This window comes from Treponema primitia ZAS-2 (genome assembly GCF_000214375.1).
Classification (GTDB): Bacteria; Spirochaetota; Spirochaetia; order Treponematales; family Breznakiellaceae; genus Termitinema; species Termitinema primitia.
In genome coordinates this window covers 3,566,090-3,587,430 of record NC_015578.1, presented here as the reverse complement: position 1 = coordinate 3,587,430, position 21,341 = coordinate 3,566,090, and the positions used below count along the sequence as shown (strand labels likewise).

Genomic DNA, 21,341 nt, shown 5'->3' with positions numbered 1-21,341 from the left:
TCTCCCATTACATGAATTTTGTTGCCAGTCGCATGATCTCTTCCTGGGTAGCGTCTTTCCGGTCAAGGATGCCCGTTACCCGTCCTGCACACATGACCATGATCCGGTCCGAGATGCCCAGAAGTTCGGGCATTTCAGAAGATATCATGATGATGCTTTTTCCCTGTTTTGCCAGGCCCAGGATGATGCTGTAGATTTCATATTTTGCACTTACGTCAATACCCCGGGTTGGTTCGTCCAGGATGAGGATATCCGGTTCCGTGAGCAGCCACCGGGCAAAGAGGACCTTCTGCTGATTACCCCCAGAAAGATCCCTGATTAAGGTCTTGCTGCCCGGGGTTTTAATATTCAGGGCTTTGATGTTTTCAGTCGCATCCGTTTCGCCCTGTTTGTCGTTGATAAGCAAGGTGGAACCCACATAACTTTTCAGGTTGGCCAGGATCATGTTGTCCTTCACAGAAAGCATGGGAACTATCCCGGTGGCCCGCCGTTCTTCGGTGAGTAGGGCCAGTTTGTGCCCCTTGGCCTGGGTGGGGCTTTTAATGGACACTTCACTGCCGTTGATAAAAACCTGACCCCCCTCAATGGTACGCAGCCCAAAGAGTGATTCTACCAGCTCGGTCCGCTGGGCGCCCACCAGACCGCCTATGCCGAGAATTTCCCCCCGGCGCACACTAAAACTGACATCCTTAAAAGAGTGATCTATCGCAGAAGTGAGGTTTTTCACCTCCATGATAAGTTCTCCGGGGGTATTGTCCTTTGGGGGGAAACGGTTGCTCAGGTCCCGGCCTACCATGTATTTTATAATTTTGTCCGTGGTTAGTTCCCCGGAGCTGTAGGTTCCTATGTGTTTGCCGTCCCGCATGATGGAGACATCATCGGAGATGGTCAGTATTTCTTCTATTTTATGGGATATATAGATAATGGCGACCCCTTCGTTTCGAAGGCGCCGGATAATGGCAAAAAGCTGTTCAACCTCATTTTCCGTAAGGGACGAGGTTGGTTCATCCATGATAATAACCTTGGAATGCCAGGACACGGCCTTGGCTATTTCCAGGGACTGGACTTTGGATACCGATAGTTCCCGGACCCATATTTTTGGATCGATCTCCATGTTAAGATCTTTAAAAAGGTCCACCGTATCCTGATACATCTTTTTGTGATCCACCAATTTAATGAAGCCGACTGAATGCTGCGGATAGCGCCCGAGCCACAGGTTTTCCATGACGCTGCGGAAAGGCACGGGCAGGAGTTCCTGATGAATCATGGAAATACCCGCATCCAGGGCCTGGCGGGAATCGTCAAAATGGACGCTTTTACCCTCCAGAACAATCTCCCCCGAATCGGGTTCGTAAATGCCAAACAGGCACTTCATGAGGGTTGATTTGCCGGCGCCATTTTCCCCCATCAGGGCATGGACCGAGCCGGGACGGACATTGATGGAAACCTTATCCAGGGCTCGTACCCCAGGAAAGGATTTGGACAGTTCATTTACTTGTAGAACATAATTGGCGTTTTCCATTGCGACCCCTCAAAAAACAGGTACCTTGGGCTTAAGCTTTTCCCAAGGTACCTATAGTGATTAGCCTAAGCTCAGTTTACTGGAAATTCTTGTAGTTGTCTTTGGTCACTTTCTGATAGGGCACCCAAATGTATTTGCCATTGGTAAGGGTCCAACTGGTGCTGCTGACTGCGGCGCCGGTGGCCAGGGCATAGGCCACATCAAAGGTGGCTTTTCCCTGGTTCTGGGCATCGTTCAGCACGGTCCCCAGGAGGGTCCCTTCAGAGAGGGCCTGGAGCGCCGGGGCGGTGGCGTCAACCCCGACTACGGGGAGGTATTTCCCGCCGGTGAAGAAGCCGGCGTTCCGGAGGGATTCGACAACCCCCAGAGCCATGTCGTCGTTATTACAGAGTACCACTTCGATCTGATCCCCGAACCGGGCATAGAAGGCGTCCATCTTCTCTACTGCCCTGGGGCGGTCCCACATGGCGGTATCTTCGGCCAGTAACTGAACCTTGAGCCCTGCGGCGATGATCGCTTTAACCGAGAATTCGGTCCTGAGCTCCGCATCCTGGTGGCCAGGTTCGCCCTTCAGCATGATGTACTGGATAACGCCGTCGCCATTCTTGTCGGCGCCGGGATTGGCCTTGAAGTACTCAGCCACAATTTCACCTTGCATGGTTCCGGATTCTTCCGCTTTGGCGCCCACATAGTAGACCTTGTCCCATTTGGCCATATCCTCGGCAAAGGGTTCGCGGTTAAAGAACACCACCGGGACATTGCCGGCTTTGGCTTTGTCGATAATGGCGCCAGCCGCAGTCCGGTCTACCGGGTTAATGGCAATGGAGTTCAGCTTTTTAGAGATGAACTGATCCACCTGATCGTTCTGGGTGGGCTGGGCGTTCTGGGAGTCCACGGTGGTCACCACCGCTTTTCCCTTGGCGTTGTTTTCAATAGCATTCCGGGTATAGGACATAAAGGTGTCGTCAAACTTATAGATGGCAACCCCAATGGTTGGCTGTCCGCCGCTTCCCCCCTGCTGACCACCGCCCGCGAATACCGCGTTAGCCGACAAAGCCAATACTAACAATGCAATTCCTGCTTTCTTCATAGTTACTCCTCCAGAGTATAAAATATTGATTATAGTATAAACCAGAACTCTCAAAATGGAAAGGTACTAAAGTACTAAAGTACTAATATAGATACTTTTTTCTATAATATAGTATATTTATAGAAATGATCAAATTTCTCCACACTGCGGATCTGCATCTAGGCAAGGTTTTTCACGAATATTCCCTGATTGAGGATCAGGCGGCCATGCTGGAACAACTCGGGGGAATCCTGAAGGATGAGTCTTATGCCGCTCTGCTCATAGCCGGGGATGTCTATGACCGTTCTAATCCCTCCCCGGAAGCGGTGACCCTCTTCAGCGCCTTTCTGGAAAGGCTCCATGCTTCCCGGCCGGATCTGGCTATCCTCATTCTGCCGGGAAACCACGATTCCGCGCCCCGGCTGGGCTTTGGCAGGGAACTCCTCGCCGGGCTGGGCATCCATATTGCCCCCGAACCTGACCAACCCTTTCAACCGGTGGTGCTTAAGCAAGGGGGCGAAACTTGCGCTTTTTTCCTCCTGCCATTTCTGTACCCCGGCTGCCTTTCTGAGGATGGGGAACCGGTACGTTCCCAGGGCAGGCTTGCCGAAATAGCCGCCGCCCGTTTAGAGAGCACCCGGGTTCGGGCGATGGAGGCCGGGGCTTCCCTGTCTGTTTTGGGGGCCCACCTCTTTACCCGGGGGGGGAAGGAGTCCGAGTCGGAGCGGATATTCCTGGGAACCGCAGAACAGGTGGATGGGACGCTTTTTCAGGGCTTTGACTATATCGCCCTGGGGCACCTCCACCGTTTCCAGAAAGCCCTTTCCAAAGGCTGGTATTCCGGGAGCCCCCTGGCCTATTCCTTTGACGAGGCGGCGGAATCCTCCGCCGAGACCAAAAGTCGAGGTTCCACTCCGGGTACGGTAGGTCCGGCGGACGCAGTAGGTCCGGATCAGGAAAAAGTGTTTCTTTCGATAGAATTGAGTGCCGGTTCCGATCCCATGGTGACCCCCATCCCGGTAAAGCTCCTGCACAGGGTTCGCCGTCTTCAGGGTTCCTTCAAATTTTTCTTTCAGGAATCCGCCCAGGACCCGGAAATACGGGACGCTGAAGGGGACTTCCTGGAAATTTCCCTCAGTGACGAGGACCTGGTCGAAAATCCCCTGGGCCTGCTCCGGCCCCGCTTTCCCCGGCTTCTTTCTATTAAACAGGGAGAGGCAGTTGAACGCCTTGCCGCTGCGGATGCCGATATCCCCAGGGAAGCGGATCTTTCTGGAAAGCGGCGGAGTCCCGATGAGGACTTTGCCGAGTTTCTTACTGTGCTCTATGGAGAGGCGGACCCGGAAAAACTGTCCCTGTTCCGGGAGCTTTTAGCGGAACTGCCCGGGGAAACTCAGGAGGATGATCGATGAGACCCCTCAAATTAACCATGGTAAACTTCGGTCCCTTTGTTGGGACCACGGAAATAGACTTTACCGATCTGGACGATATCTTTCTCATCACCGGGAAAACCGGCGCGGGCAAGACCACCATTTTTGACGCCATCTGTTATGCCCTTTACGGGACCGTTCCCGGAAGCCGCCAGGGCCACATAAATCGGCTGCGGAGTGACTATGCGGAGGAATACCAGGAGTGTTTGGTTTCCCTGGAATTTGCCATAGGGGAGAAGCAGTACCAGGTTGACCGGAACCCCAAGCACGAACGGCCTAAAAAGCGGGGTTTCGGCACCACCGGGGATAATGAAAACGCGGTGATCTATGCAATCCTCCCCGGGGAGCAGGGCGGGGTAACTAAAAAAAGCCTGAGTTCCAAAAAAGCCGATGCAGATAAGTTGATTCAGGATCTGATCGGCCTGTCGCCGGAGGAATTTTTCAAAATAGTTCTCCTGCCCCAGGGTGAATTCGCTGAGTTTCTCAGGCAAAATACCAACCAACGGCGGGATGTGCTACTTAAACTGTTCCCGGTGGATTTTGCGGTACGGGTCCGGGAACTCGCCCAGAAAAAGGCCCGGGAAGCTGAAACCCTTTCCCGTGAAGCGGAACGGTCCCTTATGGAAATTTCCCGGCGGGTTTCATATGAAACCTACCCCGAGCTTCATGCCAAGGCGGAGGAAGCTCTGCAAAAAGCCCGTGAGGAAGCCCGCCGCCTGGAGCAGGAAAATACCCGGCTTGACCGCATCCTTACCCTGGAGGAAAACCGCAAAGCCCTGGAACTACGGCAAGCCCAAACCGGGGAAGAGGCCGCCGCCCTGGATGCAAAGGCGTCTTCTATCGCGGAGAAGGAATCCCGGCTTGCCCTGTCCCGGAAAGCCCAGCCCCTGGCCCATCACCTTATCCTGGAAACGGAAAAACGGGAAATCCTGGGGGTAGCCCTGGTGGAACTGGAGAAGGTCCGCCAGGATTTGACCCAGGCGGAGCGGAAGCTCCATGAGGCGGAAACGGCGGCTGGGGAACTTCCGGCTCTGGAAAAGGAACTGGCCGGCAGCCGGGAAAAACACCCGGGCCTTGTGGAGATGGCAGGCGAAGAGAAGCTGTTGGAGCAAAAACAACGGGAACTTGATCAGATTACAAAAATTGCGGAGGAAGGCCGCCGGAATATCGGGGCGTTGAAAAAAAGTCTGGAAGAGAAAGACCGGCTTATCGCGGAGCGCCGGAGCCTGGCAGATCAGGCGGCGGCTATCAATGAAAGCCTGGACCAGGAGCGGGACCTGAAAGACCGGCTGCTTGCGCTGCGCCAGGCCGCAGTCGAAGCGGAGGAATTGGGGGCGGCCCTGGATACCGCCACTGACCGGGCCCGGGGACTGGAAGCCAAAAAAGGGGAACTGGAAAAACGGGTACCGGTACTCAGAGAAGAGCTTCGTCTGGTGGAGACGGAGAAGGAGACGGGTGAACGGGCTGATATGGCCGCCCACCTTGCGGTGGAGCTGAAACCTGGGGAACCCTGTCCGGTCTGCGGCTCCCGTGACCACCCCCTATCTGCCGCCGCCCACCCGCGATCCTTCGGTATCCAGGAGCGGATAGAATCCCTTCGCGGCTCACTCAAGGACGCTGAGCGGGACCTCACCGCCCGATCTACGGAACTGGAATCCGCAAAACAGGAACTTGCCCAGACCCAACGGAAACTGGACAAGCTGCGGGCTGGCATGGTTTCCCTCGACACTGGTTCTGATAAGCCGCTGCTGCCTGCGGTGGAATCGGATCAGGTAAGGAGGGGGCTCGTCCTTGATAAGCCTTTTCCGACAGCGGCAGAACTGGGTCGGCTTTTGGAGGCGAAGTCTCGGGAACTTACCGCCCTGGCTGCCCGGCAGAAGGAAGCCCGGACCGCCGGGGACAACATGGCAATCCTCTACCGGGAGCGGGAAGGGCTTTTAGCCAAACAAATGGAAATGGAAAAGAACGTCTCGGCGCTGGAGGAACAATTCCGGGGCCTGGAGAAAAGCGTTGTGGAAATGCGGGATAAACACCGGGGACTTCTTGAGGAAGGGAAGCTTTCCAATGCAGCCGAAGCCCTGGAAGCTCTGGACAGATCCATCGGTGATCTGGAGCGGCGTATCCGGGAAAGGCGGGAAAACCTGGACGCCGCAGGCCGGGAAGCCGCCGCAGCCAGGGCCCGGGAGGAGGGAAGCGCCGCGAACCGCAGCGAAGCGGAAAAGCAGCATCGGGAAGCCGCCGCCGCGCTGAAAGAAGCCCTGGCCTCATCGTCCTTTTCCAATGCCGAATCCCTCCGAGCCGCCATCCTGGGCCGGGACGCCGAATCCGCCCTGGAAGCTGGTATTGATCAGTGGAAGGTCGAACGGTCCCGCCTGAAAACCCAGGGGGAAGAACTGGAACGGAGCCTGGAAGAAATCCGGACCGCCCGCATTCCCCTGGGACCGTCCCCCGCAGAGCCGGAGGAAATTCAGGCCGCCCTGAAAACCCTGGCTACAGACCGGGAAAAAGCCGAAACCGGGCGGGAGCGGGTCGGCATGGAGCTTTCCGCCCTAGAACAAGATGCGGCCCGGCTGAAAGAAGCGGGGAAACGCCGGGAGGAGCTGGCCCAAAGCTCAGGGCGCTTAAGCGCCCTGGCGGCGGATCTTGGGGGGAACAATCCCAAACGGAAGCCCTTCGACGCTTGGCTCCTGGGTCTCTACCTGAAGGAGGTAGCCGCCTTTGCCACCAAGCGGCTTTACCGGATGAGCGAGTCCCGGTACTCCCTGATCCTGAACAGCGAACGGGTCGCAGGCAACGCCCTGGCCGGCCTGGACCTGGCGGTTTTCGACTCCGCCACCGGTAAGACCCGGCCCTGCGCCACCCTTTCCGGGGGCGAAAGCTTCATGGCCTCCATCAGCCTGGCCCTGGGCCTGGCCGACTCCATCCAGGCTCGTTCCGGCGGCATCCGACTGGATGCGGTTTTCATCGACGAAGGCTTCGGCAGCTTGGATGAGGGTACCCTGGACAAGGCCATGATCGTGCTGGACGAACTCCGGGAGCACCGCATGGTAGGCCTTATCTCCCACGTGGGGGAAATGCGCTCCCGCATCCCCAGCCGCATTGAAGTGATCAAAACCGGGTCCGGATCAAGGATTGTAGTAGGCGCCAATTTACCCGATTGACAGATACGGTTTTTTCGGGTAAATTAAAATTCCTTACGCGGACGTCATATAACGGTATTATCCAAGCTTCCCAAGCTTGTGACGCGGGTTCGACTCCCGTCGTCCGCTAGATTTAGCATGCCAATAAAATAATGCTACTTTACCGACCCTATGTGGAGTCGAACCGGAGCGCCTTTCAATACGGTCAAGGCGAAAGCCTTGTGAAAAGTAGTGCGCCGCACAGGACGTGCGGCGGGGCGCGTAGGCGGCCTGGAGGAGGACGGCAGGAGGCCGGACTCCGTAAGGCGACTCCCGTCGTCCGCTAGATTTAGCATGCCAATCAACAACCTCGCCCTAAAGGGACGAGGTATGTTGTTCTCATAAGGTATTTGTATTCGGGGTTTAATACCCCTCAACATGAATAAAATAATGCTACTTTACCGACCCTATGTGGAGTCGAACCGGAGCGCCTTTCAATACGGTCAAGGCGAAAGCCTTGTATTTAAACCCTCTAAGATTTAATCACTGCCTTGTTCTGCCACTTGTTGCCCTTCCACCGAATAAGGTAAAAAGTCCCCCGAACTGCCCAGTCCACCACCATGGCGTACCACACCCCCATGGAGCCGAAACCAAGGGTGTAAGATAGTAGATAGGAGACGCTTACCCGGATAGTCCACATGGAAATGATGGCAACGATCATGCTATACCGGACATCTCCGGCGGCACGGAGGGCGTTGGGCAGGACGAAGCTTAGGGGCCAGGTGATAGGGGTAAAAATGGTATGAACTAATAGGTATTTTTTTGCCAGATCCTGGGCTTCTGCGGTCAGCCCAAACATACCGGTTAAGGGGTCCATAAAGATGATGCACAAAGTACATAAAATAAGATGGCCGGCGTAGGTTAATTTTATCAACTTAGCGGCAAAATACCGGGCGTCTTCGTAAGCCCTGGCGCCTACGCACTGGCCCACAATGGTAAGCATGGCCAGAGAAGCTGCCTGTCCTGGCATAACCATAAAGGTACTAAAGATTCCGGCAATGGCATTGGCCGCTATGGCACCGGTACCAAAAAAGGTAAAGATCCGGGAGACCATGATTTTGCCGATTTGGAACATGGAATTTTCCAGGGCGCTGGGGATTCCTATGTTAAGAATACTGCGGATCATAGGGAACTCCAGCCTAATCTTGGACAAACCTGAGATTGATATGGATTCGGGCGCGCGGGATCTAAGCAGCAGTAATAACACAATGGCAGCGACGGCCCGGCTGGTAAGGGTTGCTATGGCAGCGCCGGTCACACCCATGTGGAACCCATATATCAAAATGGCGTTGCCGGCAAAATTAATCAGGTTTACCAGAATACTGATTTTCATGGGGATAGCGCTGTTACCGACACTACGGAATAGGGATGCTGCGGCATTATTGACCGCCAGGAAGGGATAGCTTAAAAGGGTTATCCAGAAATAGGTTTCGGCGGCGCCCATGACATCCGCTTCTATCTTACCGTAAATAATCTGCAGCATGGGACGGTAACACAAGAGGGACAATGCCGTGATAATCGCAGCTACAACAACGCTGGTGTAAATAAGCTGCTTAGAAGCCAGGCTTGATTTTTTAAAATCCCTGCGGCCTATATACTGGCTGACCACCACGGAACCACCGGTGGACAGGGCCCCGAAGGCAATAATAAGCAGGATGGTAATCGAATCAACCAGGGAAACTCCGGAGACAGCGTGCTGGCCAACAACCGACACCATTACTGTGTCAAGTATACCAACAGTAATAGTAAGGATCTGTTCAACCATCAGAGGCCAGAGGAGATAAAACAGCGCATGGTTATTCCATGAATTTCGCATCGTCATTGGTTACTCAATTGAAAACACCCTATACGCCCCGGTGGGGCTCTTTGTTTCCGCATCCACCTCATCCACCCTCGCTCTGGGCGGCCCCTGGTAGAGCCATTGGATCAGGGTGTCCAGGCTTTCCTGGGGCCCTTCTGCCCAGACCTCTACTTCGCCGTCATAGGTATTCCGCACCCAGCCGGTCAGTCCCAGGCGGCTTGCCTCGTGGTAAGCAGAATAACGGAACCCCACGCCCTGGACCCGTCCCCGGACCTGGGCGAAAAAGGCGCCGTTATCCCGCATGTTTTTCTGATCGGCCATGCGATCAGGCCCTTACTTTATCCGCTTGTATTCCTTGATTTCCTTCCGCAGCCGTTCGGCCAGTTCCGTCCGGGGCACCCGCACCTGTTCCATGGAATCCCGGAAGCGCAGGGTTACTGTGCCGTTGTCCTTGGACTCATAGTCGATGGTGACGCAGAAGGGGGTCCCTGCCTCGTCCTGCCGGCGGTAACGCCGACCAATAGCCCCGCCCTGATCATAATCGGTGGAGAAATCTTCCTTCAGCTCATTACGGATATCCTGGGCCAGTTCCGCCAGGCCGTCCTTCTTCATCAGCGGTAGAATCGCTACGGTGATGGGCGCTACCGTGGGGTGGAAGCGGAGCACAGTCCGCCAATCGTCGTCGTTGCCCTTGTCCGCCACTTTTTCTTCGTCGTAGGCGTCGCAGAGGATCATCAGCAAAGTCCGGGTAAGGCCCGCAGAAGTTTCGATGATGAAGGGGATGTACCGCTCATTGTTATTCTCCTGGTCGATGTACTGAAGGTCCTTGCCTGAGTATTCGGTGTGCCGGGTCAGGTCGTAGTTGGACCTGTTGTGGACACCCTCAAGCTCCTTCCAGCCCATGGGGAAAAGGTACTCAATATCGTAGGCATCCTTGGCATAGTGGGCCAGCTCATCCGGCCCGTGCTGGTGCCAGCGCAGGTGGTCCATCTTGACCCCCAGCTTTTCGTAGTAGGCCCAGCGTTGTTTTTTCCATTCGTTGAAGGTATCCACATCCGTGCCCGGTTTGACAAAGTACTGCATTTCCATTTGCTCAAATTCGCAGGTCCGGAAGATGAAGTTTTTCGTGACAATCTCGTTCCGGAAGGCCTTGCCGATTTGGGCAATCCCAAAGGGTATCTTCATCCGGTTGGACTGGATGATATTCTTGTAGTTCACGTAGATCCCCTGGGCGGTTTCCGGCCGCAGGTAGATAAGGTTGTTGTCCACCTCTCCGGCCGCCGATTCCACCGGGCCGATATGGGTCTTGAACATGAGGTTGAACTTCCTGGTATCGGTCAGCTCCCCGCCGCAGTCGGGACACTTCTTTTCCGCCAGGTTTTTCGGATCAATCTGGTCCGCCCGGAACCGGGTTTTGCACTTCTTACAGTCCACCAGGGGATCGGTAAAGTTTTCTACGTGCCCCGAGGCCTCCCAGGTCCGGGGGTGCATCAGGATAGCCGCATCCAAGCCCACGATATTGTCGTGAAGCTGGGTCATTTCCTTCCACCAGTTCCGGGAAATCCGGTTTTTCAGCTCAATCCCCAGGGGCCCATAATCCCAGGCGCCGCTCTGGCCCCCGTAAATCTCCGACGACTGAAACACAAAACCCCGTCTCTTGGCGAGGGACGTGATTTTCTCCATAGTAGCAGGGCCTTGATACTCGGTAAGTTCTTCTGACATGGAAAACTCCAAAAAATTTGATGGTCCGACCGCTGGCGCCAATGGTTAGGGGCTGCTCCGGACATGAGTTTATTATATAGAAGGGAGTAAGGGCGGGTCAATTAAGCGGGGAAAAGAATGAAGAACCGCGAAGGGGCCTCTTATGGCTTCTTTACGGCGGGTTCGGCTTTAGTTTTTTCATAAATACCCGGCTCATAGGCTTCCCGCTTATAGCCAAGCCGATCCAATTCACAGGCGAGCAGATAGTTCACCGAATCGGAAAAGCTCTTGTCGCCGTGTTCCTTCCCCCATTCGTCTATGGCGTTTGAAAGCCACCCTTCCCATCTGACATTGTGCTGAACCTTTTTCATGATCTTATTATCGAATAAATTTGCATAAATTTCAATTTACCCAAATTTTATGTTGACAATAGTCCCATTTTGGGACTATATTGGGCCACATGAAAGAACGGAAGAAGCCCCGGACAATTCAGATCCCCCTATGGATGGATGCCGCTGTTTCGGAGCTTGCATTGCTGCATAAGCGGAGCATCAGCGCTGAGATTGAGTTTCTGGTTGAAGCGGCGATGAGGGAATATGGCGAAAGGACGAAGGTATCCGAGTCGGCGCAGGTTTTGGTGGAAAAGTAGGCGAGGAAAAGGAGTGTGGATAAATCAGGTTAGGCCATTATATTTTGCTGTAACAGCAAAATATAAATATGGCTCTGTTCTATAAATTGTACTAGTCAAGATAATATCTGACACTTGTTGAAAAATATGATATACTAATCAGCAAGGAGCGGAAGATGACGAACCAACAAAAAATCATCAAAACGAAGGTCGGGATACTTGAGCTGGCAAAGCAGCTTGGGAATGTGTCGCAAGCATGCAAGGTCATGGGGTATTCCCGGGACAGTTTCTACCGGTTTAAGACCCTGTATGAGACCGGGGGCGAACTGGCGTTGCAGGAAATCAGCAAGCAAAAACCCAACGAAAAGAACCGGGTGGATCCTGAGGTGGAGAAGGCGGTGGTGGACTTTGCGTATGAGCAACCGGCCTATGGGCAATTGCGGGTCAGCAATGAGCTGAAGAAACGGGGCATGTTGGTCTCCCCCGGTGGGATTCGCAGCATCTGGCTTCGCCATGACCTGGCTACATTTAAGGCACGGCTGAAGGCGCTGGAAGCGAAGATGGCCCAGGAGCATCTCATCCTCACGGAGAGCCAATTGGCGGCCATGGAGCGAGCCCAGGAAGACAAAGAGGCTCACGGGGAAATAGAGACCGAGCATCCGGGATATTTGGGGGCTCAGGACACCTACTATGTGGGAAACATCAAGGGTGTCGGGCATATTTACCAGCAAACTTTTATCGACACGTATTCCAAGGTCGCTTTCTGCAAGGTGTACGACCGCAAGAATGCCTTGGTAGCCGCCGATATGCTGAACGATGTGGTGATTCCCTTTTTCGATTCCCAAGACATTCCCCTGCTACGGATCCTCACGGACCGGGGGAGTGAATACTGCGGGAACCGGGAGCATCACGAATATGTGTTATACCTGGATCTTGAAAACATTGAGCATACCCGGACAAAAACCCGCCATCCTCAAACGAACGGCATTTGTGAACGATTCAACAAGACCTGCAAGGAAGAGTTCTACTCGGTTGCCTTCCGTAAAAAAGTGTACCACACCATCGACGAGATACAACTTGACCTTACCGAGTGGATACGGCAATATAACTACGAGCGAACTCACAGCGGCAAGTATTGCTACGGGAAGACGCCAATGCAAACGTTCGTTGATTCAATTCCATTAGCCAAAGAAAAACTCATTGGCTATTATGAATCTGACGGTCAGTCCTAATGGATTTCTTTAAGTGTCAGACCATGTCTTGGCTAGTACATATAAATCATCCGCATGAACGACTCTTAACTGACATTTATTAAGTTTTATTAATCGGCATAAGTTTTATAAGGAGTTTTGTATGAAAAAGTTTTTTGTTTTATCTGTTCTTATGATGATACTATCTACTCTGTTTAACGGCTGTTCAATAGATATACCTGACCCACCCCCGATTTCTGCTCCAACTTATTTTTTTGTAACGGGGAGCATATCAACGCGGGCTTCAAACTTTAGAGATGTTTGTAATACGCCACAAGAAGCATATGCGTATATGGTAAAATATCCAGTATATCCTGATATTTATAGAACAAGTGATTCGGGAGTAACCAGAGAAGAGGTTATAGAAACATTCGATAGTAATCCGGTTATAGCAGCAGATAAAGCTATTTACTTACATTTATTAGATACGCGTGGCGCTTTTTTTGGTGAAGGTATCTCAATAACTGGTGAACATATATACATTTATATAGTAAAAGAATAGTTTCTAATACTCAGTAATCAAGTGGATAAGATCTATTATCCAATATTACCATCTTGGAGGAAAATATGAAAAAGTTTCTATTAATATATTTAATAGCGGTATTCTCTATTCTTACTGATAGTTGTCAACTACCAACAAATGATGACATTGAAGATTCAAATGATTATGATACAAATAAATTTACTATAACAACATCTGATTATTTAACTTATACCGCTAAATATGATGGAAAGGTTGTTAACGCAGCTTGGTCTATAACTGGTGGAAAGACAAGTCCTTACTCTATAGGTGCAGGTGTTACTACAAAAATGATTGGGAATTATTTATCCTTTGGCCTGGATGAAGTTTCTGATTCTTTTATTGTAAAGGCTACATATAAAAATATGACCAAGGAATATCCAATTTTGTATAACAGGACATATAATCTTGTTCTAAATACAATATTGGAAAATGACTGGTATTTTGCGGTAAACACTATGCATATTACAAAGTTGGGAACAGATATTTATTTTACAACAGGATTTGAAGTTACTGCGGCAGTAAATACTGGTACAAACTCTGATAATTTGGCAGTATTCAAAATAAATAAACCGGAATTAGAAATCGTGTCATATCTTGAAAGCATAAACTTTGATGGCATTTTTAGTCCTTACTACACAATTGAAGACTTATATGATTATATACGACCTTATTCAGGTCGTATAACTTTCTTGGTTCCTGATGTTGACGGGTATATTCGATATATTTATATTGAAAATGTTAATGGATACAGTGTTGGTAATATGGGCGATCAAACAAAATGGTCAATTCGACCAAAATAGTTCCTTATAAAAGTTCTCTGACCAAATACAAGCTTAAATTGCTCAATTGAGGAAACTCTTCGTTCACTGTATACCTCATTCCCGCTCTTTTATTGTTACTTTTATTTTCTCTCCAACCTGCTTGTTTATTTTTTGCCTTATATCTTTACGAATCCCAATTATATAGCAAATAGAGCCATCTTCATTTTTCAGGCCCATATTTACTAAACTTCCATTATATGATTCACCATTGAATGTAGCGGACACCTTTACCCTGCCTTTCCCGAATTCCTGTTTTATATCATAAGGAAATTCGATATAGGCCCCGTCAATATCAGGAACTTTCTTTATTTCAGCTATAAATTCGTACGTTTTGTTGTTCATAATTTCTGCGGCTTATTTTACACGTTTTTTATATTTTGTCAATTATTTTCAAAAACATTGCACATAACGAAGTTATGATAAAAAGAATTATTGTGTTTCTCTCATTTTCTTATAATCATAGTCCTCGGAAAATTTTATTATTCCTTTTAATTCCTTCAAATTTTGTCTTTTTCTATTATTTACATATTCCTGTAAGGCAGTTTCAATCAACTCTTTTTTTGTTGAAATATGAGAAAATTTAATGGCTTCTTCTATTAATCCATCATTTAAAACGATATTTGTTCTCATGTATATCCTCGCATATACATTATAATTATTTTTGCAGAAATGTTTTTATCCAAGTTTTACCAGCTCTCCTAAAGAATTTAAAAGGGTGTAAAACTTTGTATTATCATCAAAATCCACAAGATCAACTTTATTTGACAGCTTCCTGTCTAACATTGAATATACTCTGAAAAATTTATTAGCCGGCAGTCCGGTTATGCCAAGATCTATATCTGAATTTTCATGAATATTTCCTGTTACCAGGGAACCAAACAAAAAAACAGATTTGCAGCCTTCGTTCTTGAGTAATGTTGTTGCCATTTCTATATCTTCACGATATTTTGCCGATATTTTATTAAGCTCCATATTAATAGAATATATTACAAAAAGGCTATTGTCAATCATAATTTTTGACCCATTCTGCCCACTACACAGCTTACGCTTTTCTTCCCAGTGAAACCCCGGCGCCCGACGGCGTAAATTCCCAGGCCGCCGGGTCTATTTCATAAAGCCTATTTAACAGATCTTCGAGGGTGATTGTTGACATAGTCTGTTTGACCGCATCCCCGATTTTTTCCCGGGGCTCCATAAGAAGGGTGTGAATATTTCTGCCTACCGGGCATTTTTGAGAAACATTGGTATGGACCCCCAGTAGTTCATTAAGCGCCGAATTATCCACCGCAGCGTATATATCCAAAAGGGTGATGTCCTTCAGTTCTCGTTTCAGCGCAACCCCGCCGTTGCCCCGCAGAACGTCAATGAGCCCGGCCTCTTTCAGGCCCCCAAATATTTTTCGGATTTCCACCGGGTTGCGCCCTACGCTGGCGGCAAGGTAGTCGCTGGTTACTTTCCGGTGGGGGGCTACTACGTAAATCATCAGAAGTATATGGATTGCCGTTGAACATTTTGTATTTATACGCAAATCGATCGCCGCCTTTTTTGAGCTGGTTTCTATAATCAGATTTTATCGTTTTTGAAAAAAAAAATCAATAATGCCAGTGTAACTATTGACACTACAAACAATATGGGATATATTTAATGTAGGTTTTATTCCTACATACAAGGAGTGTGATGATGGAAACGACAAAAGCCAATAGTTTCAGAGAGGGGTGGGTCCATGAAAACTAAAATCATTACTGAGATCAAGGAATTTGTTCTCAATGACAAGCAGAATTGGTTTGATTTGACGAATGACCGCTTTTTTGACGAGCCGATCGTACAATTTGCTTCGGCAGACAATACATTGTTTGCTGATTACAAAAGTATCATTGGGAAAGAGCATTTAACGCCAAAGGAAGCTTTTGAAACGGAGTTTGGGGAGGGGACGTTTCAAAAAGGAACGGTTATCAGCGTTGTGCTGCCCCTGAATGAAAAAATCAGGGAAAGCAACAGAAAGCAAAAAGACTGGCCGTCTAAAGAATGGGCGCTGAACCGGACATTCGGGGACGGGATCCTGATTAAGAAAACGGGGAAACACCTGGAAGAACTATTGGCCGGTATGGGGTATAAGGCGGTTGCGCCATACACAGCCGGTTGGTTTAAAACCTTTGCGTCGTCCACAGGGCCGGCTTCTATCTGGTCTGAACGGCATATTGCCTATGCTGCAGGGCTTGGCACTTTTAGTTTGAACGATGGATTTATTTCAGAAAAAGGGATGGCTGTCCGCCTTATTTCTGCGGTAACAGATTTGGTGGTGAAACCGGATAAACAGGCTGCAAAAAATCATCACGAAAACTGTCTTTTTTACAGCAAGAATAAATGCGGTATCTGCATAGGCAGGTGCCCGGTAAATGCGATAACTGAAAAGGGGCATGACAAACTAAAATGTTTGCAGTATGTTTATGGGGAAGACTCACGAAAACTTGCGGTATCCTATGGGGGAGATCTAAAAAACGGTTCCGGGTGCGGATTATGCCAGACTAATGTGCCTTGCGAATATAAAATTCCGGTTGCCTGAATTGCCCAAAGAAGGCTCTGCTTTTGTAAACGCCATTATCCTCCATTGGTTACTAAAAGGTTCCTATATAATAAAAAGGTGCCTGCTTGACTTCCGGTGTATTGCGGACAATATTAGTATTGCAAGCATAAAATTAAAAGGATGGGACGTTTATGAACTATTTAGAACTGTTGAAAAGCAGGGCTTCAACCAGGAAGTTTACAGAGAAGCAGATAACAGAAAAAGAACTATCCGACATACTTCTTGCTGCTAATAGCGCCCCGGTGGGCAGCAATTTGTATAAGGATATACATTTGACGGTGGTCCAAAACAAAGAAATACTCAACAAGCTGTCGGAAGCGGCTGTTAAACGGTCTGAAGATAAAAAACGAATGAAGCAAATATCCGGGGATGTCAAACTTGATGACATGTCGGACATGTCCACTGATATTGAAACACCAGCGAAACCCCATAGCCCTTTTTACAGCGCTCCGACGGTGATTTTTGTATCCCACAGAAACCAGGATGTTCAGCCGGGGATTGAATTTTCAAACGTTGCGTGCATTGTGCTTTCCATGCATCTGGCTGCGACGGATCTCGGGCTGGGGAGTGTTTTTATGTGGCATATACTTGAGTCCATGCGTGAAATACCTGAATTGGATAATTCATATCTGCTAAATTTTCCGGAAGGTTTTTCGCCGCTTCTTGGTATTGCCCTGGGCTATCCTGAGAAGCCGCTAAAAACACGGGAATTGAGGGCGGATAAAATCAAGACAGATTATATGTAGCTACATACAGGGTTCAAATTTTCCGGGGAACCCTTGCTGATCAATATGCAATAAGTATATAATACTTACATGAGAAAGCCGCTCCCTGTTCATGGGATTTTAAGGAAACTCCCATGAACCCGCTGTTTTTTGAGTACCCCATGTCCATCCTCGGCGGCGCGGCCATAGGCTATATCACCAATTCCATCGCCGTAAATATGCTTTTCAGGAAGTTCCTTGGAAGGTGGGGCGGGGTTATCGAAGATAATTATAAAGAATTTATAGAAAATATGTCCCAGCTCGTGGAGGATGAGCTGGTTAATTCCAATACCCTGCTGTCCGAATTCAATTCCGATAAATTTAAGGCTCTGCTGCGTACCTGGATAGAAGATGTTTTAAAGAAGGAGCTGCCTGAAAAATCAGGCGCCGTTCGGCTGGAGGAAATACCGGGCATTGAGCAGAGTGTTGACCAGCTTATAGCGCTGATACGTTCCATAGAGCCTGAAATTTTACATAGCTGTTTTCAGGTTTTATCCCGCCATGAATTTAAATCCCTGGTTTCAGAAGAACAGTACAGATACTTTGTTGATCGCCATGCAGCAGGGATACTATCCGTTTTTAAAGATAACGAAGGTGAAATAAAAAAAACTCTCCGGGACTTTTTTACCGGCAAGGATCTGAAAGGATTTATTTCAGAACAGGCTATATCGCAAATCGCGAAGAATACAAATGATAGTATCCGGGACACTGACTTTTCCCGCTTTGAGGGAGATTTCGACAATTTTCACGACGAATTGATCGGGGCCCTGGATATGGACCATATTATTTCGTCCCTGGAAGAGACCCTGGGAAATATGCGGTTTACGGATTTTATCAAAAATCCCGAAGGTGTTTTTCAGGATTTTTTAAGCAAGGTCGTTGATTTTACGGATACCCCTGAGGAGGAAAAATTTCTCAAGGATATCGCAGAGCAGCTTCTTACTGAAGCTAAGAAGATAGATTTAAAAATATCGGATGTACTGGATCTATCCTTGAAAACCGGGGTTGTGCGGTTCATCAATGAAAAACTTCCCGGCATCATCGGCAGGATAGCTGATTTTATCAGGGAAAGTAAATTTGAATTAGAGGGGATGGTAAACGATACGATAGACCGGGACTTGGCTGCCAGCCCCGGCGGGCTGTTTTTAAGGGTTATCAAGGATATATCCATCGGTGATTTGGCGGCAAAATACAATGTTGTTGATATTATTTGCAATAAGATACTGGCTTATGAGAGCAAAGCAGGAAAAATGCTCGCCGATCAGTTCATGGATTATATTGAAAATAATACTATCGGCGATAGTATTGCTATGCTTCAATTGAATAAAATTGTAAGCGTCGAAAATATTGTCGGTGTTATTAACCGGAAGATGCGGGATATTTCAATCAAAGATTATGACAGCCTCAGGACTGTTATGAATAAACCTATTGGAGAGTGTATTGCAGGCATTGACCTTTCTATTGTAAAAACAAAACTGGCGTCGGGGCTTTTTGAGAATTTAAAAAAAGGTTTCATTTTTACCGGGCGCTTCAAGGATACTATCGCCTTATGGATCTCGGGAAAAGCAAAGGATTTTGCAGATAGCGATGGTACTGAAATATTTAATATGAACGATGTTTCCCTGAACCTTACTGAGGATTCGGTAAAAGATAGGATGTTCAGTATTTATGAAACCATAGCGGGGGATGGGATAGATCGGATACTGGATGATCCTTTTAAGGACGGAAAAATTAATTACTCGGCGCTCTGGAATAAAAACAAATCCAGGGAACTTAACCAGGTTTATACCGCCGCGCAAAAGGGATCGGTGTATGAAACCATATCCCGGGGTGTTCTGGAGTTGGTCAATCAGAACCTTGACAGGATTTTAAGCGGTAATGTTACAAGCCTGGTCGGCAAGGAATTGGGCAAACTGGATGCCCCCAGGGTCAATACCCTGGTTCAGGGCTTTATGGGCAGGGAGCTTAAGCCCCTCAATGCCCTGGGCGCTTTTCTCGGCGCCTTGGTGGGGTTGCTTTTTATTGTCGCCACCTCCCGCGTGGCGGCCTGGGCGAATCTACACTGGGGGATTCAGCTTTTGTGTAATGGGATTATCTTTGCCCTGGTGGGGATCGGGACCAACTGGATTGCCATCAAGATGCTCTTTCGTCCCTATAAACCCATTATCAAACAGCTCAATATTCCTATTTTTGTGGGGATAACGGCCCTGCGAAAACCCCAATTAGCAAAAAGCCTTTCAAGATTTGTCAAAAATAATGCCATGAGCGATGAATCCATCGGCCGCTATTTTGACGAAAGTAAGGGGGTTGTGAAGGAAAACATCGGGAAACTGTTCTCCGATTCCGATTATGCGTTTATTGATGCCCTGCTTGAGGACAAGGAAAGAATTGACAGTATAAATGAATTTATCCTTAGCCATATAAAAACATACATTTCAAACAACAGCGGGAGTATTGCTGAATCCATTATAGGCTTGTTGGAGGAATATGCGGAATCGGGGAAGATCGATGATTTTGTCCCCGTCTTGAGTGAACGGCTGGTCAAAAATATAAAGGCTCATGATTTTGCGCCGGCATTGAGCGGGTATATACAAAAGAAAATTGCGGGAAGGGACCTGGGGCATTATAAGAAAATTATATCCGCCTTTGCGGATGCCCGGCTGGATACTATTGTTGCATGGATACTGTCCGGCATAACCTTGGAGAAAGCGGAAAAGTTTATACTTTCGAAAAACGATCAGTTTATGGATTATGTTTCCCGGAACAGTTTTAGCGATCTCATCGGGAAGAATCCTGTTGATACTATGGGTTCTGGTGTTTATGGGTTTGTCGGCACTTTTCTTGAAGGGAGAATAAGCCGGGGCATTGATTATCTGCTGAAACAAGAATTAGACCCTAATACAAAGATACAGGATATTTTTCATGGCGCCATGGTGGATTATTTTGAAAAAAGTACTTTTCACTTTATTGAACTGATTTTAAGAGGAATAGGAAATGAACGGGAAAATATTAAGCGTGAAATAATGGCGAATATAGGAACCGGTTTTTTGGGAGAGGTGAAAGAGGCTGTTACCGAAAAACACGTCAATACCATTGTTGATATGCTGCTCGATGAGGACCTGCCCGAATTCCTCAATAAAAAGAAACAACGTTTGGCAGCTATTGCTGGCGCCCTACTTGATAACCCCCTTTCAAGCCTTGGGTTTAGCCAAAATTCCCTGGACAGAAAAGCCCTTGAATCGGCGTTTATTGGGGTCTTGAATTCCCCGCTCGTTAAGGGCAGCCTTTCCCGGTTTTTTGTCCCTCCGGTAAAGAAATACGCGGATATTTCTATAAAGTCGGTGCTGCAAATTATCAATATTACTGATATTCAGGGTTTGGTAAATTGTATTAGGCCTCTTCTTGAAAGATGCTGTACCGATCTGGTGACTAATTTGTCAGAATATGATGCTAGAATTATTGTTGGTAAATGCACTAAAGAAATAATGATTAAGACAGCAAAAACAATAAGCGTAGAGTCATTGTTGCATAGTATTGATGTTGAAACAGAACTCAGGGCAGTTTTATCCACCTTGCTAAAAGATGACGAATTTATGCGAACCATGGGTCTGACGCTGGAAAAAATGATCCGTAAGATTGCCGGGGACAAGAAGTTTTACGATGGTCGGATATTGCAGAGAGATATTGGCGGTTTTATCTCAGCACAGCTTCTGAATGACTGGCCTGCTTTAAAACCGGCGCTTGAACAGGGCCTGAGAGAGTTCTTTGCAGGATTGAACACCGCTGTTTCCGGGGAAACCAAGGACGCCCTTTGTACCGAATACCTTATCACGGCGGTTCTGGACGCCGGGGAAAAACTTTTTGGGGATATAATCGGGGCAATAGACATACAGAAGGTGGTTGAACGGGAAGTTAACGAAATGCATCCCCGGAGCATTGAGAGGATGTTTTACCGGTTTGCGGGAAAATATTTTACCAAGATCATTTTTTATGGCTGGATAGGCGTGTTTGGAGGCCTTTTAAGTTATGGTATAGTAAGGCTGATTACGTTTTTTTGGAAGTAGAGGAA

General features: G+C 48.5%; 19 protein-coding genes and 1 tRNA gene. 10 read left to right on the top strand and 10 right to left on the bottom strand.

The window, feature by feature from the left end; translation table 11 throughout:
* Window positions 1-7: 7 nt before the first annotated feature.
* Complete coding sequence (locus TREPR_RS15565) at window positions 8-1,522, bottom strand: sugar ABC transporter ATP-binding protein (protein WP_015709305.1); 1,515 nt, start codon at window positions 1,520-1,522, stop codon at window positions 8-10.
* A gap of 76 nt (window positions 1,523-1,598) precedes the next feature.
* The gene (locus TREPR_RS15560) at window positions 1,599-2,612 is read right to left on the bottom strand and encodes a galactose ABC transporter substrate-binding protein (RefSeq protein WP_015709304.1); all 1,014 of its coding nucleotides are present in this window, start codon (window positions 2,610-2,612) and stop codon (window positions 1,599-1,601) included.
* A 125-nt stretch (window positions 2,613-2,737) separates the two neighbouring features.
* On the opposite strand from TREPR_RS15560, the gene TREPR_RS15555 reads away from it, so the two are divergent.
* The 3 genes from TREPR_RS15555 (at window position 2,738) to TREPR_RS15545 (ending at window position 7,290) form a co-directional block, all read left to right on the top strand.
* A complete protein-coding gene (locus TREPR_RS15555) occupies window positions 2,738-4,003 on the top strand; it encodes an exonuclease SbcCD subunit D (RefSeq protein WP_015709303.1) in 1,266 nt (421 codons plus the stop codon).
* Entirely contained in the window at window positions 4,000-7,182 is a 3,183-nt protein-coding gene (locus TREPR_RS15550) for an AAA family ATPase (protein ID WP_015709302.1), read from the top strand. The genes TREPR_RS15555 and TREPR_RS15550 overlap by 4 nt, the downstream gene beginning before the upstream one ends.
* A 37-nt stretch (window positions 7,183-7,219) precedes the next feature.
* Window positions 7,220-7,290: transfer RNA gene (locus tag TREPR_RS15545), tRNA-Gly, on the top strand.
* A 382-nt stretch (window positions 7,291-7,672) separates the two neighbouring features.
* Here the strand turns inward: TREPR_RS15545 and TREPR_RS15540 are convergent.
* From TREPR_RS15540 to TREPR_RS15525, 4 genes are all read right to left on the bottom strand, one after another.
* Window positions 7,673-9,022: an MATE family efflux transporter gene (locus TREPR_RS15540; protein WP_041611251.1), complete on the bottom strand. Its 1,350-nt coding sequence runs from the start codon at window positions 9,020-9,022 to the stop codon at window positions 7,673-7,675.
* Window positions 9,023-9,025: 3 nt separating this feature from the next.
* Window positions 9,026-9,322, bottom strand: coding sequence for an acylphosphatase (gene yccX, locus TREPR_RS15535; RefSeq protein ID WP_015709300.1), 297 nt, complete (start codon window positions 9,320-9,322; stop codon window positions 9,026-9,028).
* 12 nt (window positions 9,323-9,334) lie between these two features.
* A complete protein-coding gene (locus TREPR_RS15530; RefSeq protein ID WP_015709299.1) occupies window positions 9,335-10,723 on the bottom strand; it encodes a glycine--tRNA ligase in 1,389 nt (462 codons plus the stop codon).
* A 140-nt stretch (window positions 10,724-10,863) separates the two neighbouring features.
* On the bottom strand, window positions 10,864-11,073 hold the full coding sequence (locus TREPR_RS15525; protein ID WP_041611250.1) for a hypothetical protein: 210 nt from the start codon (window positions 11,071-11,073) through the stop codon (window positions 10,864-10,866).
* 89 nt (window positions 11,074-11,162) lie between these two features.
* On the opposite strand from TREPR_RS15525, the gene TREPR_RS15520 reads away from it, so the two are divergent.
* The 4 genes from TREPR_RS15520 (at window position 11,163) to TREPR_RS15505 (ending at window position 13,903) form a co-directional block, all read left to right on the top strand.
* Window positions 11,163-11,351: a hypothetical protein gene (locus tag TREPR_RS15520; protein WP_041611249.1), complete on the top strand. Its 189-nt coding sequence runs from the start codon at window positions 11,163-11,165 to the stop codon at window positions 11,349-11,351.
* A 155-nt stretch (window positions 11,352-11,506) separates the two neighbouring features.
* Window positions 11,507-12,562: an IS481 family transposase gene (locus tag TREPR_RS15515; protein ID WP_015708190.1), complete on the top strand. Its 1,056-nt coding sequence runs from the start codon at window positions 11,507-11,509 to the stop codon at window positions 12,560-12,562.
* Between the two features lie 121 nt (window positions 12,563-12,683).
* The gene (locus tag TREPR_RS15510) at window positions 12,684-13,082 is read left to right on the top strand and encodes a hypothetical protein (RefSeq protein ID WP_015709298.1); all 399 of its coding nucleotides are present in this window, start codon (window positions 12,684-12,686) and stop codon (window positions 13,080-13,082) included.
* A gap of 65 nt (window positions 13,083-13,147) precedes the next feature.
* A complete protein-coding gene (locus TREPR_RS15505; protein WP_015709297.1) occupies window positions 13,148-13,903 on the top strand; it encodes a hypothetical protein in 756 nt (251 codons plus the stop codon).
* A 75-nt stretch (window positions 13,904-13,978) separates the two neighbouring features.
* Here the strand turns inward: TREPR_RS15505 and TREPR_RS15500 are convergent, their stop codons facing one another.
* The 4 genes from TREPR_RS15500 to TREPR_RS15485 all read right to left on the bottom strand — a co-directional run bounded on the left by TREPR_RS15500 (window position 13,979) and on the right by TREPR_RS15485 (window position 15,452).
* Window positions 13,979-14,266, bottom strand: coding sequence for a DUF1905 domain-containing protein (locus tag TREPR_RS15500; RefSeq protein ID WP_015709296.1), 288 nt, complete (start codon window positions 14,264-14,266; stop codon window positions 13,979-13,981).
* 87 nt (window positions 14,267-14,353) lie between these two features.
* On the bottom strand, window positions 14,354-14,554 hold the full coding sequence (locus TREPR_RS15495; RefSeq protein WP_015709295.1) for a type II toxin-antitoxin system VapB family antitoxin: 201 nt from the start codon (window positions 14,552-14,554) through the stop codon (window positions 14,354-14,356).
* Between the two features lie 45 nt (window positions 14,555-14,599).
* On the bottom strand, window positions 14,600-14,935 hold the full coding sequence (locus TREPR_RS15490; protein WP_015709294.1) for a nucleotidyltransferase family protein: 336 nt from the start codon (window positions 14,933-14,935) through the stop codon (window positions 14,600-14,602).
* A 31-nt stretch (window positions 14,936-14,966) separates the two neighbouring features.
* Window positions 14,967-15,452, bottom strand: coding sequence for an Rrf2 family transcriptional regulator (locus tag TREPR_RS15485; protein WP_015709293.1), 486 nt, complete (start codon window positions 15,450-15,452; stop codon window positions 14,967-14,969).
* A gap of 195 nt (window positions 15,453-15,647) precedes the next feature.
* On the opposite strand from TREPR_RS15485, the gene TREPR_RS15480 reads away from it, so the two are divergent.
* The 3 genes from TREPR_RS15480 to TREPR_RS15470 all read left to right on the top strand — a co-directional run bounded on the left by TREPR_RS15480 (window position 15,648) and on the right by TREPR_RS15470 (window position 21,336).
* The gene (locus TREPR_RS15480; RefSeq protein ID WP_015709292.1) at window positions 15,648-16,487 is read left to right on the top strand and encodes a hypothetical protein; all 840 of its coding nucleotides are present in this window, start codon (window positions 15,648-15,650) and stop codon (window positions 16,485-16,487) included.
* Window positions 16,488-16,639: 152 nt separating this feature from the next.
* Entirely contained in the window at window positions 16,640-17,254 is a 615-nt protein-coding gene (locus TREPR_RS15475) for a nitroreductase family protein (RefSeq protein ID WP_015709291.1), read from the top strand.
* A 113-nt stretch (window positions 17,255-17,367) separates the two neighbouring features.
* The gene (locus TREPR_RS15470; RefSeq protein WP_015709290.1) at window positions 17,368-21,336 is read left to right on the top strand and encodes a DUF445 family protein; all 3,969 of its coding nucleotides are present in this window, start codon (window positions 17,368-17,370) and stop codon (window positions 21,334-21,336) included.
* Window positions 21,337-21,341: the final 5 nt, after the last annotated feature.